The sequence below is a fragment of the Natronincola peptidivorans genome, from assembly GCF_900111615.1.
GTDB lineage: Bacteria > Bacillota > Clostridia > Peptostreptococcales > Natronincolaceae > Natronincola_A > Natronincola_A peptidivorans.
On the sequence record NZ_FOHU01000002.1, the window covers coordinates 115,051 to 130,165 of the forward strand.

9 protein-coding genes are annotated in these 15,115 nt (G+C 37.7%); all 9 read left to right on the plus strand.

From position 1 onward, the window contains the following. The first annotated feature begins 161 nt into the window (after nucleotides 1-161). Nucleotides 162-431 (plus strand): sporulation transcriptional regulator SpoIIID, encoded by a 270-nt coding sequence (gene spoIIID, locus BMX10_RS03285; protein ID WP_090439290.1) that lies wholly within the window; start codon nucleotides 162-164, stop codon nucleotides 429-431. A 181-nt stretch (nucleotides 432-612) separates the two neighbouring features. Continuing rightward, nucleotides 613-1,635 (plus strand): rod shape-determining protein, encoded by a 1,023-nt coding sequence (gene mreB, locus BMX10_RS03290; RefSeq protein WP_090439293.1) that lies wholly within the window; start codon nucleotides 613-615, stop codon nucleotides 1,633-1,635. Nucleotides 1,636-1,814: 179 nt separating this feature from the next. Then, nucleotides 1,815-2,903 (plus strand): flagellar hook-basal body protein, encoded by a 1,089-nt coding sequence (locus tag BMX10_RS03295; protein WP_090439296.1) that lies wholly within the window; start codon nucleotides 1,815-1,817, stop codon nucleotides 2,901-2,903. Nucleotides 2,904-2,951: 48 nt separating this feature from the next. Next, entirely contained in the window at nucleotides 2,952-3,746 is a 795-nt protein-coding gene (flgG, locus tag BMX10_RS03300; protein WP_090439299.1) for a flagellar basal-body rod protein FlgG, read from the plus strand. Nucleotides 3,747-3,932: 186 nt separating this feature from the next. Beyond that, nucleotides 3,933-4,256 carry a rod-binding protein gene (locus BMX10_RS03305; protein ID WP_090439302.1) on the plus strand — a complete coding sequence of 108 codons (324 nt, stop codon included), beginning with the start codon at nucleotides 3,933-3,935 and terminating at the stop codon, nucleotides 4,254-4,256. Nucleotides 4,257-4,270: 14 nt separating this feature from the next. Then, nucleotides 4,271-4,705, plus strand: a complete 435-nt coding sequence (gene fabZ, locus BMX10_RS03310) for a 3-hydroxyacyl-ACP dehydratase FabZ (protein ID WP_090439305.1) — start codon at nucleotides 4,271-4,273, stop codon at nucleotides 4,703-4,705. Nucleotides 4,706-4,867: 162 nt separating this feature from the next. After that, a complete protein-coding gene (locus BMX10_RS03315; RefSeq protein ID WP_090439308.1) occupies nucleotides 4,868-6,349 on the plus strand; it encodes an S-layer homology domain-containing protein in 1,482 nt (493 codons plus the stop codon). A gap of 214 nt (nucleotides 6,350-6,563) precedes the next feature. Next, complete coding sequence (locus BMX10_RS03320) at nucleotides 6,564-7,001, plus strand: hypothetical protein (RefSeq protein ID WP_090439311.1); 438 nt, start codon at nucleotides 6,564-6,566, stop codon at nucleotides 6,999-7,001. Nucleotides 7,002-7,153: 152 nt separating this feature from the next. Then, the gene (locus BMX10_RS03325) at nucleotides 7,154-14,935 is read left to right on the plus strand and encodes an S-layer homology domain-containing protein (protein ID WP_090439314.1); all 7,782 of its coding nucleotides are present in this window, start codon (nucleotides 7,154-7,156) and stop codon (nucleotides 14,933-14,935) included. Nucleotides 14,936-15,115 lie beyond the last annotated feature (180 nt).

Consider the following 15,115-nt stretch of genomic DNA (forward strand, 5'->3'; position numbering starts at 1 on the left):
AGAAAAAAACTTCGTTTCTTTTTTTAGTGGATATAAATTTACAAGCCATGTAGTCTATAGATAACTTATAAATTCAGAAACCTGTAAAAATAACAATTCTAAATTTGTATCCTTCCTCATATTAATAGACTAAGACATATATATAGAGGGGGGTCACACACTTGAAGGACTATATAGAGAAACGAGTTGTTGATATAGCTCGTTATATCATTGAAGAAGAAACTACTGTTAGACAAACCGCTCGGGTATTTGGAGTTAGCAAAAGTACAGTTCATAAGGATGTTACTGAAAGGCTTCCTAAGATAAACCCTCTAGTGGCAAATCAAGTAAAAAATATACTTGAAGTAAATAAGGCCGAAAGACATATAAGAGGTGGCAGAGCAACGAAAATGAAATATAAAAGTGAAAAAACTGTAGGAATGAAGGATTGAAAAATCTCCTGATGTATCAGGAGATTTTTGTCGTTATGACAATTTTTTTAAAAAAATTTAAAATAAAGAAGGATTTTTTGCTGTAATTCTAGAATGGTAACTGTTGAGAAAATCATAAAATACTATTAAGTTTTTACTAAAATACATATAATAAATTGAAAAAAATGAAGGTGGGGAAAAAATGTTCGGATTAAACTCAGATATTGGTATTGATTTAGGTACCGCTAGTGTGTTAGTTTTTGTAAAAAATAAAGGTATCGTATTGCAGGAGCCGTCGGTGGTAGCCATTGATAAAAATACCAATAGTATTTTGGCTGTAGGGCAGGAAGCCCGAAGAATGCTGGGAAGAACACCAGGAAATATTGTTGCTATCCGACCTCTAAAAGATGGTGTTATCTCTGATTATGAGGTTACAGAAAAAATGCTAAAATATTTTATTAATAAAACAGTAGGAAAGAAATGGATTTTTAAGCCTAAGATTATTGTGTGTGTACCTAGCGGCGTTACAGAAGTAGAAAAAAGAGCTGTTATTGATGCTACTAATGAAGCAGGGGCAAAAATGACATATCTGATAGAGGAGCCAATTGCTGCAGCCATAGGAGCGGGACTAGATATTGCTCAGCCTAATGGCCATATGATTGTAGACATTGGTGGAGGAACGACAGATGTTGCGGTTATTTCTTTAGGTGGGATTGTTGTAAGCAATTCTATTAAAGTAGCAGGAGATAAGTTTGATGAAGCTATTATACGTTATATGAGAAAGAAGCATAACATCATGATTGGTGAAAGAACAGCGGAGGAGATGAAAATCACCATCGGTGGTGCATATCCTAGAGAAAAATACGAGGTCATGAATGTAAGGGGAAGAAATCTTGTTTCTGGTTTACCAGTGAATATAGAAGTAACCAGTGAAGAAATGCTGGAGGCTTTAGAGGAAAGTATTATGACCATTGCTGACTCCGTACATTCTGTACTGGAAAAAACACCGCCGGAGCTGGCATCTGACATCGCAGATCAAGGAATCATCATGACAGGAGGAGGAGCACTATTATGGGGACTAGATAAAATGATTTCCAAAAGATGCGGTATCCCTGTTAGAGTTGCAGAAAATGCCGTTTCCTGTGTAGCCAAAGGCACCGGAAAGGCACTAGAATCCTTACATTTATTAGAAAGTCAATTGAAGGGTAATAAAGGTCGAAGATAATAAGTGGAAGATAATAAAATGATAGCGGAGAGAATTCTCCGCTATTGCTATTATTGTACATTTTTGCATAGAGTTCACATCCACCTATAGCTGTGGCATAAATAGGACTAAAGTTTTACCGGGATGCAGCCGATAGATATAATGAAAGTGTGCAACCTTACAAATGGGGTGAAAAGAATATGTTAAGAGGACTTTATACAGCTACCTCAGCTATGCAGACCAGTCAAAAAAAGCTGGATGTATCATCAAACAATATAGCCAATGTAAATACAACTGGATTTAAAAAGGATGTATTGGTGGCGGAGGCATTTCCAGAGGTGCTGATTAAAAAAATAAATGGACAGCAGCAGTCCCAGCCTTATAGCAGAAATCTAGTGGTGGAGGTAGAAAGAGATGGAGAAGCCTACAGGCTTTCTACAGAAGGCGGTTACTTTACTGCAGAGGGCGCTCTAGGAAAAAGCCACAGCTCTTTTACCAACTTTGCTGTAGATGAAGAGGGCTATCTTAAAACCTTTTACAGAGATGTCAATGGAATGATTGACACATCAGAAGGTAACTATATTTTAGATAACACTGGCAATAGAATACAGGTAGAAAACAATAATATAGAGATCAATGAAAGAGGACAAGTGATTGCCAACGGACAAGTGGCAGCCAACTTAATCTCTAGACCAGGAGCTAATACCATTGGAACCCTCAATAGTGGTTTACGATTAGAAAAGGTACAAACCTATTTTAACCAAGGGACCCTAGAAGAAACTACAAATCCACTGGATTTAGCCATAGAAGGAAACGGATTTTTTAGAGTAAGTACACCTATGGGAGATATGTATACAAGAAACGGCAATTTTTCTTTAAACAATAACGGAGAAATTGTTACCAAGGAAGGATACTTCTTAATAGGACAATTTGGCTCTATTCTTTTGGAGGAAGATTTTCAGATAGAGGATTTTCGCATCGCAGAAGATGGTGCAGTGATAGTAAACAACCAATTGGTTGATCAAATCCAAATGGTGGATATACAGAATGTACATGAACTTAGAAAATATGGTGCAGGATATTATGAAACAGTAGAGGGAGCAGAGCTTCAGATAGAAGATTTTCAAGGCAAAATACTACAAGGATTTTTAGAAGGCTCCAATATCAATCCTATACAGGAAATGGTAAACATGGTTAGCGTTTTGAGGGCTTATGAATCCAATCAGAAAGTAGTGCAAGCATATGATGAGATTCTTCAGAAAGCAGTTAATGATATTGGTAAAGTATAATAAGGGTTTATAATTCAGGAAATATACATAATTAGGAGGGGATTTTCCATGCGTGCTTTATGGACAGCGGCTTCTGGTATGAAGTCACAGCAGTTGAATCTTGATACCATTTCAAACAATCTAGCAAATGTAAATACCACAGGCTATAAAAGACAAAAGGTAGAATTTAAGGATTTATTATATACCACCATGAGGAAAACTGATCTAAATGATGGAATCGGTAGTCCTGTAAACCTACAGGTAGGTCATGGGGTGATGCCTATGGCAACATCAAGGATTTTTACCAACGGCAACCTAGAGCATACAGAAAATCCTCTTGATGTAGCTATAGAAGGAGAAGGCTTCTTTGTAGTGGAGACCCCCACAGGAGAGTTTTTATATACGAGAGATGGAAACTTTAAGCTTAGTGTGGATATGGACGAAATGCGATTGGTTACCGCTGATGGCTATACCATTCTTTCTGATTTTGATGATGAAATCGTATTTATGGAGGGAATGCAAAACATCAATATATCCGAGATGGGGATTGTGACAGCTGAGAATGAAGATGGTGAAATAGAAGAGATAGGAGCCATCAAACTGGTGAAATTTATTAACCCAGAAGGCTTAGAGTCCATAGGGAAAAACCTATATAGAGCGACGGTTGCTTCTGGAGAAGAGATTCCTATGGAGGATGAAAATCGAACCAGTACCCTTAGACAAGGATACCTGGAAACCTCCAATGTACAGATTATTGATGAAATGGTGAGAATGATTACAGCTCAAAGAGCCTATGAAATAAATTCAAAAACCATACAAACAGCAGATGATATGCTGGGCATGGCTAACAACTTAAAGAGATAATAGATAAGAGCAATGAAAAATGAAAAATGTAAAATGCAAAATGCAAAATGAAAAATGCAAAATGAAGGTCAAAAAAGCTATGTAAAATCCAATCAAAGTCAGAATCGATGGTTTAAAAATTTCTAGGTTGAAATTTTACATTTTTCATTCTAAACTTTTAATTTCAATAGAGGTTGGTGTAGTGAGATGAAAATAAATGATGCAATGCTGCATTTAAATAATTCAAGTAAAATCGGTAATACTATAGAAAATACAAAGACTCCAGAGGACCCAGAAAAACTAATGGAGGTATGTAGAGAATTTGAATCTTTGTTTTTAGATATGATGCTAAAACAAATGAGAAAAACAGTTCCAGACGGCGGTCTGGTAGAAAAAAGCTTTGCCCGTGAAATGTACGAATCAATGCAGGATGAAGAAATAGCAAAGGATATGGCAAAAGGTGGAGGAATAGGTCTTGCTCAAGAGCTATATAATCAGCTATCAAGAACCACCAGAAATCCTGTAAAGTAAAGAAAGGAGACCTAATGGAATTAGATATAAAAGAAATACAAAAATTAATTCCTCATCGCTATCCATTTTTATTGGTAGACAAAATCATAGAAATGGAGCCAGGTAAATCAGCCATAGGCATTAAAAATGTTACCATAAACGAACCATTTTTTCAGGGGCACTTTCCAGAGGTACCCCTTATGCCAGGAGTGTTGATGGTCGAAGCCCTAGCTCAGGTGGCAGGGATAGCCTGCTCCAGCATGGAAGAAAACAAAGGAAAGCTAGGAGTTTTTACAGGGATCGACAGTTGCAAGTTTAGAAGACAGGTGGTACCAGGGGATGTATTGAGGCTAGAGATTCTTATTACAGCCTTTAGGAGAGGTATTGTAAAGGCAGAAGGAAAAGCATACGTAGGTGACGAACTGGCCTGCTCTGCCAACATAACCTTTGCCATGATTGATAAGGAATAATAAATAGTAAATAAGATAAAATCAGTAGAAGATCCTACTGATTTTTTTATGCAGATAAATACAAAATATTACATATTTGGAGGATTTTATTGAGAAAGGGAGAATAGTTATGAAAAAGCGCTAACCAAACTATTATTAGGTTGGCTAAGGGAGGTTTAATTTGTGAGTAAAGGAAGAAAGCACTTGGTTAAGACATGGATATTCTTTCTTGTTATAAGCATGATTGTTAGCTCTATAAGCTTTCAGTATTCTTTTGCTGCAACCAGCATATCGGTTCAGGAGGCTATAAATCATAATGCCGGTGCTGTGGTAACAGTAAGGGGATATATTGTGGGTGCAATGCAACATTCTCTAGACCTTACAAAGGGGCCGATCCTCATTACGAAGGGAGGGGATTTTACACAAGAGAATATAGTGCTAGTGGACAATCTGAATGAAATAGAGGATGGCAAACTATTTCCAGTAAGATTTGTTGATACTTATAAAGAGGTTAAAGAAGCCTTAAATCTAGCGACGAATCCTGAAAACTTTGGAAGACAGGTGGAGGTTACTGGTACATTAAACAATCCATTTTTTATGCCAGGGCTGATAAGAGCATCTAGCTATAGCTGGATACCTTTAACCATCCAGCACACACCGCCGGAGGAGACCGCTGTATTTCAAAAGGCTATCAAACTGCAAATAACAACAACTGGAGGCAATGGTACAGTGACGGCTGCAGTCTACTATAAGTATGACGAGGAAGCCTCCTTTAGAATAGCTAGTTTCCTAGAAGGTGAGGCTGTGATCCCTGCTGAGGAAGTTCTGCAAAACATTCAGTACTATATCATGGCGGAGGACCAGGATGAAGTGGTAAGGGTACCAGTGGCAGAGGAAGGTACCTATAGAATCGAAGTTCTTCCAGCGGAGCCCCAGCAGCCAGATTCTGACGAAGGAGGAACAAATAATGGGGATTCTCATCAAGAACCACCTAATGGAGAAGGACCTAATGAAGGAGAGTCTGGAGAAAGAGAAGATGATGATGCAAATCAAAAGAACGGAGAAAAAGAGAAAGAAGATAATCTAGAGGATGATACAGCAGAGGAAAAGGAAGAGGGAAAAAAGAGCAGTAGAAATACGAATACAAGTGATGGGCAACAGAAACCCATGAGCACAGAAGAAGTAGTTGAGATGGCTTTGGGGACAGAATTAGTGGAAATATCCCAGGAGAATGATGTAATAGCATTTATAGATATAGAAAACCACTGGGCACAGGAATACATAAATGCCTTAGCTGAACTAGGTATTGTCAGAGGCTATAAAGATGGCAGCTTTAAACCTGATCATCCTATTACCTATGGAGAGTTTATTACAATGCTGATGAAGGCTTTAGATTTGTCAGTTGAAGTCAAAGGGGATGCAAAAGAAACATTGAAGCATTGGGCAGAAAAATATATAGCTGTGGCTGCAACAGAGGGGATAATACCTGACTATGATACAGCATTAGCTGCTGCCGATGAAATGATAATAGAAGTAGAAATGATAGGAATTCTAAATAAAGTAAAGGAGGATAGCACCTTTCAATATAGTACGATTACTGAAAATCACATAATTACCAGAGCTGAAGCGGCTATGATATTGATAGGCTATCTAGATATTTTCTAATTCTAAGAGAAATAAAAAATCAAAGGAATATTAAAAAAGTCAGAGCAAAAGCTTTGGCTTTTTATTTTTAGCACCTATTCACAAAATCAACAATATTATGAGGAAAATTTGACAAAATTTCACCTATTCTTTCAAATATAGCTATGGAAAAAGATGTATATATAGTATAAAATATAAATAATTATAAGCAAGTGTTGGCAAAGAAGAGGTGATTATGAAGAAGAAGAGAGGTAAAAACATGATAAACTTTAAACAAAAACTAGACAAGCTAGATATCTATGCAGAAATCCTATCAGTTGCAGCCACAACAGAAAAAATCGTTTTTATAAAAAGTCCATTGATCTATGGAGGAGCAGAACGATACATCATCCTAGGATACAAGCTTATTCTTGAAGCATCAAAAGAAATGCTTGAACATTACGACTTTTCTAACTCCAATGAACCAGAAGCAATAGTAAAAATACTAGGAACAAACAGAGTATATCCACCATGGCTCACGAAAAGCTTAGCTAAAAACATAAACTATGGTATTTTAAAAAACAATGAAGATTTACTGCTGCAGATGGATAAGGAAAAGCTTTATTATTTATTAGATGAATTTATTAAGGATTTTAGGCATTATAGGAAGTTTGTACTGGAATACGTTATATGACAGGAATTGTTGTATGGGTATTCCTTTAAATGACTTTATTGAAATAATACTTAAGGATGGTGATGGATGGTCAAAAAGCAAATAGGGAGCAGCGAGAGAATTTGGAGCACAAGGAGAACTAGAAGAAATGTAAGAGAAAAGGGGGTATTGTTTTGCAGGAAAAGATACGTAGAGCTTTTAGCTTAGTATTAGTTTTGTCGTTAGTATTGACAAGCATAGCTGGATTCACACCACCGGCATTTGCTCAATCTCAGCAGACTTTTGTGGAGACTTTTGATAATCATAATTTAAGTGGAAATCAATATACTGAAGGCAGTTTTGAAGGAAACAATGGAATAAAATGGAATCACACCCATGTTACAGGAGAACAATCTTATCCTATAGATGGGAAAGGCATTTTGTTAAGGCGCTCAGGAGACAATAGCAAAATCGTTTCTGATACTATTACAGGAGGAATAGGCAGCTTTTCTGTACAAATGAGGAAAGCATTTACAGGAACCGGAGATAGACAAATAGAACTTTTCATCAATGGACAATCTAAGGGGAAATCTATTACCTTTGGGTCATCTAGTGGAGAAGATGATACTGTACATACTTTTTCGGTTAAGGATATTAATGTAGAGGGAAATATTATAATTGAAATACGGCATATTACTGGAGGGAGTCAAAATAGACAGTTAGTCATCGACAACATCACCTGGACTTCCTATTCATCTGGAGGACCTCAGGACCCAGAACCACAACCACTCGCAATAAATCATACTCCTACTACATCTACTACAATCGAGGCAGGTGACCCTATAAACATCAGCTTTACGACAGCAAACAATGAAGGAACAGTAACATCGATAGTCTACTATAAACAACACAGCACATCTTCATTCACATCTATCACGCCATCGCTTTCTGGAGACACCTACACAGCAACCATACCAGCAAATAAAGTTACAGAGGATATTCAATATTACATAGAAGCAGCAGACAGTAATACTACAGCTAGACATCCTGAAAGTGGAGTACATACAGTTACTGTAGTAGAGCCCCAGGAACCACCAGATGATGATGAACCAGACACTGTTTTAACTGTAGCGCAGGGTAAACTGAAAAACCATGGCACTGAGGTTATAGTAGAAGCCTATATACTAGAAGGTTTTAATCAGAATCATGGATTAACTATTAGTGATACCATGGACAATCCGTCAGATAATCAAAAACTGGTTGTAAGAATGAATACCGCTGATCAAAAATCTACTTTTAGTCCTGTAAATAATTCTAATGCTATAGGGAAAAGAGTGGTTATTACTGGGACAAGAGGTTTGTATAGCAATCAAGAAAGCATTGGAAGTACTACTAACACCAATATAAGCATTCAATGGGCAGAAACCCAAGAAACAAAAACAGCCAATGTTACAGCTAACCCACCAGCAGGAGCAGTAGAAGAAGATACAGAAGTGACCTTATCAACTATCACAGAGGATGCAGAGATTTATTATACAATAGATGGATCTGACCCAGATCAAAACAGTACCAAATATGAAGCACCTATTAGTATAGCTGAAGCAACCACCATCAAAGCGATCGCCTACAAGGATGGATTAGACCCAAGTGATATTAGCACCTTTGAATATACTATATTTATCCCAGGGGAAGCTATATCTATAGCGGAGGCTAGAGCATTAGACTCTGGAGAACCAGCAACAGTAGAAGGTGTTATTACCGGTATCTTAGGTAATGGACAAAATATCTTCTACCAGGATGAAACAGCAGGATTGGTAGCAAGATTAAGCAGCAGTAGTTTTAGCAATGGTTGGGAGATTGGTGACAAGATAAAAGTTACAGGTACTATGGGAGCCTATGCTAATCTAGTGCAGGTTAATGTTCGATCTCAAGATGACATCCTAGATTTACAAAAAAATGTAGGAATACCTCAACATAGAGAAGTAACTATAGACCAAGTAGATAAAAGCCTTCAGGGACAGCTGTTAAGAGTAGAAAACTTAATACTTACTTCCGGTGGAGAAAGTGGAAGCTACAGTGTAACTGCTGAAGACACACAAGGTAGAAGTATTATTCTGAGGGTAGAAAACACAGTAGAAGCAGCTTTCTTTGAAGCCGGAAAAATGGTTACCGTTACAGCGCCTTTAGGACAATTTAATAACGATTATCAGCTTATGATAAGAGGAACTGTGGATTTGCAGGAAATTGATCCATCTACTTTTGTACAACCAGTAATTGCAAATCCATCATCTGGAATAATAGAAGAAGGTACAGAGATTGTACTAACTACTGACACGGAAGGAGCAGCAATCTATTATACACTAGATGGAAGTAATCCAAATACAAATAGTACAGAATACACAAATCCAATAGTTATTGAAGAAAATACCACCATCAAAGCAATAGCAGTTAAAGAAGGAATGGAGAACAGTCAAGTTAGAACCTTTACTTATACTATTGATGAAGGGCCACTAACGATTTCTCAAGTAAAGCGATTACCACTAGAAACAAGTGCTACTATAAAAGGCTTAGTAACAGCCATCCATGGCAGCAACGAAGCTTATATTCAAGACGAAAACACAGGAATACAATTATTTATTTTTAATATTGAAGATAAAATAGAGGTTGGAGATTTTATTGAAGTAATCGGAATCTTAGGAGAATATAATGGTGAACTTCAATTCAGACCTTCTAATCTAGAAAATATTGAAATCAAGTCCTCAGATAACACTTTACCTGAGGCAGTAAAAGTGACATTAAAGGATGTAGGCCATACCCAAAATGCTATTAGTGTAAGTCAAGCCCTAGATAACTATGCAGGTAACGACAGAACCACTACAGTAAGAGGCATAATTACAGATGTTTTACCAAACAATGAATTTGCTATGCAGATAGCAGATAGAGCAAATCCTGGCAAAACCATTGATGTAGCATTACCAGCAGGATACCGTACAGAGTTTAATCCCCATCATAACCCTGATGCAGTAGGGAGAATGGTACTGGTAACGGGACAAGAAAAAAATTATCTTAGCAAGCCAGCCATAAGGCATGTAACGGGCTGGGATAATGTTAATGAAACGGTGATAAACACTCCATACTATGTCAGCTATGATGTAGAGGGCATGCCTGTAAATACAAAGCTCCCCTTTGAAGTAACTGGAAAAGACAACTTTGGGTTTACAGCAAAGGACGCTGAAGGGATAGTATATATCTATACTGCTAGAGCGACTAATTTTGAATTAGATGAGATTAAGGTAGGAGATTGGTATACTGTAACAGGTATAGCTGCCTATCATAATCGATCTCAAATAAAATTAATTGATGGAGAGTATTTAGCCTTTGCTGTTCCTCCAGGACAGCAGGATCCAAGACTGCCGTTGGTTTTAGATACAAGACCGGCAGATTTCACCACTATCTTTGATACAAAGCCTTTAATTTCTGCTAGGATAGAGGAGGCAGAAATAAATCCTGCCGCTATCGATTATGATAATATAAAACTATTTATAAATGGTGTAGAAGTAATGCCTCAAATAGATAGTGTAAATGATCTTGTATCTTATCAAGTAGTTGAACCATTAGCTTATGGAGATCATGGTGTCACCATTCATGTCCCAGATATAACAGGCAAGAAAAAGATGCTTAGCTGGAAGTTTACCATCGTCAACAGGGATACTCAATATAACTTCTATTTTGGTGTTCCTCACGCTCATACTGCCTATTCCGATGGAGCAGGGACACCTGCTCAGGCTTTTGAGCACGCAAGAAATACTGGATTAGACTATCTTATTATTACAGATCACTCTAACTGGCTTGATGGTGTAAACAACGGAAGATTTGAATTTGATGCTGGTAGCAATGAATTCGTAGAAAAAGTGAATCCTACTACAGGAGAAGCATCACAATGGTGGAAGACAAGATTAGAAGCAGAAGCAATAAACCAAAAATATGATGATTTTCTAGCAATGAGAGGCTTTGAAATGACCTCCAGCATTTGGGGACATATGAATACCATCAATAGCGATACCTATGTAGAGGCTAAAAGCCAGATGGTGCCTTTAAGTGAATACTATGATTGGATCGTTGATGTATCCACAAGACCGGGAGCAAAAATATTTAACATGTTTAATCATCCAAACTGGCCAGATGATTCCTTTAATGATCTTGCCTATGTACCACATCTAGATGCCTATGTAAATGGTATAGAGGTAGCTAATGGAGCGCCACCTTACAGCTATTCTAGAGCAGAAGCCCACTACTGGAGAGCACTAGACAATGGCTGGCGAGTGGGTGCCATGAATGCACAGGATAATCATGCAGAGAATTGGGGAGATCCCAATACTTTAACAGTGATTATTGCAGAAAATCTAGAGACGGATACTTTAATTGATGCTATGAACGCTAGAAGGATGTATTCTACAGAGACAAGAAGTCTCTACTTAACCTTTAAAGGCAACGAACAGTGGATGGGAAGCGTATTAAATACCCAGGCTGGAGATACTATAGATTTTGAAATCAGAGTAGAAGATAGTGCAGTACCTATTGAAAAAGTACAGCTTATCACCAATGGTGGTAATGTACTGATGGAGAAATCCTTCCATGGAGGTACTAATGAAGTAGTATGGAATCCATCCATTATCACAAAGGGCGGAGCTGAATGGTTTGTAGTGAAGGTAATCCAGCAAAATAACAAATGGGGACATTCTTCTCCTATCTTTACAGTAGGTGGAGAAAATGATTTGAAAATTACTGGATTAAAAATTAGTCCCAATCCTACATTGCCGGGATTAGAGACAACACTAGAGGCTACAGTCAGCAACATGGGTATTCGTGCCGTAGAAGAAGGGGCAGAGGTTAAGTTCTACTTAAATGATCCTACAAAGGCAAATAATCTTATAGGAACAGCTAAAACCACAGATAGAATTCCTGCCGGCAGCAGTGTAGAACTGACTACCACATGGATACCGCCTAACTTAGATGGAGGGCACCGAGTTTTTGCAGTGATGACAGAAATTCCAAATGTTACAACAGTTCGTGAGATTTCTAGGGGAATTACTATTGTAAAACCAATTGGGAAAAAAGTTGTTTTTGATGGGTCACATAATAACACGGATGTACCAGATACTGTGGTAGAAATCATAGAAATGCTTAGATTATATGGCTATGAAGCTGTTATTAATACTCAAAAGCCTATAACATCTGCTATGCTTCAGGATGTAGATGTATTGATTATCAATACTCCACATGGCACATCCAATAATTATACAGAGGCAGAACAGAATGCTATTGCAGCATGGGTAACTAATGGCGGTGCTATTTTGCTGGCAAATAAATCTAACCATGGGCATAATCCTACTATGTTAAATCCATTGATGCAAAGAATTGGAACAAACATACGATTTAACCATGATAATATCTATGAGCTAGAGGGATCTGGAAAATATCAAGGAGAGATGTTTTGGTCGGTAATGGCCTATAATATGCCAGAAACTGAAAGCGGCCTGAATAAAAATATGGAGGCTATTAGGATATTTAGCGGAAGCTCTCTAGCAGCGGCTGGCAGTGGAGGATCTCTTGCGCCATTAGCAAATAATTCGGCCCCAGGCTTAGAGATCATACTAGGAGGAAATGCTACCTCTTATAATGCTAATCCAGGAAGTGGTGCCTATGTCTACAACCAAAAAGGAAGTTTAAATGGAGAAATGATACCAATCATAGCCAAAGAAAATGTAGGTCAAGGTAGACTTGTAGCTGCTGGAAGACATTTTTACTCGGATTTTGAAATAGGCAATGATGTCAGCAATACAGCTCTAACCGTTCAGACAATCGACTGGTTGGCTGGTTATGATAGGATTAGAACCATCAAGGATGTAAGAGACAATGCAGCAGAAGGTGATATTGTATCAGTAAGGGGAATGGTGACAGCACCAACCGATCATTTCTTTGATGTAATTTATATTCAGGACGAAACATCTGGTGTTAATGTTTATGGGACTCAAACGAAAAATAACCTACCAGTAGGAACAGAGGTTATTGTTGTGGGTCAAGTAGAGTACTTTGAAGGAGAACTAGAAATTGTTTACCGCACTTATAATTATCAGGTCCTCTATGTTGGACCAGGAGAGGAAATAGAGCCTACAGTCCTTTCCACAGTCGATGCTATGAAACCAGCATATTCTGGTATGTTGATTACTACAAGCGGTGAAATCGTAGAATACAATCAAACAGAAAGCTACTTCAGAATTAATGATGGCAGCGGAATCGCCCATATCCATGTAGACGGCTATGTAGGAGCTGCTATGGAACGCTTTAAGCTAGGAGACAATGTGACGGTTACAGGTAATGCTTCTGTTGGTTCAGTAGGACCAAGAATCCGTGTTAGATTCTTTGAGGATATGGTATTAACAGATGATATGGAGGCTGATTTTAAAGCTGTTACCATTGATAAAGCGATTCAAGATAAAGAATTTAGAATAAAAATAGAAAATGCTAGAGATGAAAAAGGAATAAGAGTAAATGGGCCTTCTATAGTAAAAATAACTAAGAATGATATGGAAGTATTACATGGAGATATCAACTTCAATAATGGTAGAGCTGAAATTCCATTAACATTAAATACAGTAGGAACACAAGAACTTTCTATCACTATAGAAGAAATAGGGGTTAATAAAACAATAACTTTAAAAGTTATACCAGTAAGACAAGTAACGCTGGTAACAGTGGATCATGTAGCATCAGCTGAGCTAGGGAGCGTGACAGAAGATACTGCAATAAGTATCACCCATGAGTCCATAGAAATGGTAATCGTAGTGCCTCCAGGAAGCACAAACTTGCATATCAGGGTGGTAGAAGAAACAGAAGAAAAGTTAGAGTTGGTAATAACAGTAGTTGGTTTAGATAACCGAAGAGTCATGTTAGTTCTACCAAAACCTATAAATATTCCAACTGATAGAGTAGGAGCTTTCCATTTCAACGGAAGCATTTGGGAATATAGAGAAGCTACTGTAAACGGAGACGATGTATACTTTGAGACAGATTTAAGTGCAGTAGCCATTGCAGAAAAAGTGGATGTACCACAGCTGATGGATACTTCTGCTACAGGTAACAAGACAACTATAAGTTGGAGTGCTGTGGATGGGGCAACCTATGAGCTCATACGGAGAGAAGGAAGCAACTTAGAAGAAACCATTATTTCTGTAAATGACACCAGTTATACTGATACTGTCAATTACAGTACTACTTATCACTATGAAGTAAGAGCAATAAAGGACAGCTATCAGTCAGACGTTTCCAATAGCTTATCTATCACCACAGGTGCTAGGCCTAGTAGAGATAGAGGCGGCAGTAGCAGTGACAGCCAAGGTACAGAAGAGGATGAACAAGAAGAAATGCAAGCAGTGGAAACAGTGATAGAATTTAAAGATATAGTAGGACATTGGGCAGAAAAGTATATTAAAGAGCTAGTAGTACTTGGCTCTATCAGCGGATATGGGGATGGTACCTTCAGACCAGAAAACAATATCACAAGAGCTGAATTTGTGACAATACTAATCAAAGCTCTTGATCTGGAACTGAGGGGAGAAAAAGTATTCAATGACACACAAAATCATTGGGCAAAAAAATATGTAGCGGCAGCATTAGCTCATGGTATTGCCAGCGGTTACGATGATACCACCTTTGGTGCCAATGATTTGATTACTAGAGAACAAATGGCAGTAATGATAGTAAAGGCTATGAAATTGGAGAAATTAGCAAATGTAGATAAGAAGATATTTGCAGATAACGAGGACATATCTTCTTGGGCTAGGAGCTATATAGAGATTGCCAGCAGTTACGGAATCTTCAGTGGATATACAGATAATAGCTTTAGACCACAAGCAAATGCAAAGAGAGCAGAAGCAGCAACTGTTATCGTAAAAGCTCTTGCAACCAAGAAGTAGACTAGCTAATTGTTAATTAGACACCATGAAGCCCCTTAGAAAAAAACTCTAGGGGGTTTCTGTTTTGCTACTATGATATTGCAACAACTGAATCCTACATCATTCTAAGAGAAAAATGACAAAAAGTTGGTAAATTGTGAAAAAAATATTATAATAGTAGTGCAGGTATTAATAATAGAT

Bases quoted from the DNA above. Each gene is read 5' to 3' on its own strand.
- mreB (WP_090439293.1), top strand. From the start codon at position 613: ATGTTCGGATTAAACTCAGATATTGGTATTGATTTAGGTACCGCTAGT.
- flgG (WP_090439299.1), top strand. From the start codon at position 2,952: ATGCGTGCTTTATGGACAGCGGCTTCTGGTATGAAGTCACAGCAGTTG.
- BMX10_RS03305 (WP_090439302.1), top strand. From the start codon at position 3,933: ATGAAAATAAATGATGCAATGCTGCATTTAAATAATTCAAGTAAAATC.
- fabZ (WP_090439305.1), top strand. From the start codon at position 4,271: ATGGAATTAGATATAAAAGAAATACAAAAATTAATTCCTCATCGCTAT.
- BMX10_RS03295 (WP_090439296.1), top strand. From the start codon at position 1,815: ATGTTAAGAGGACTTTATACAGCTACCTCAGCTATGCAGACCAGTCAA.
- BMX10_RS03320 (WP_090439311.1), top strand. From the start codon at position 6,564: ATGAAGAAGAAGAGAGGTAAAAACATGATAAACTTTAAACAAAAACTA.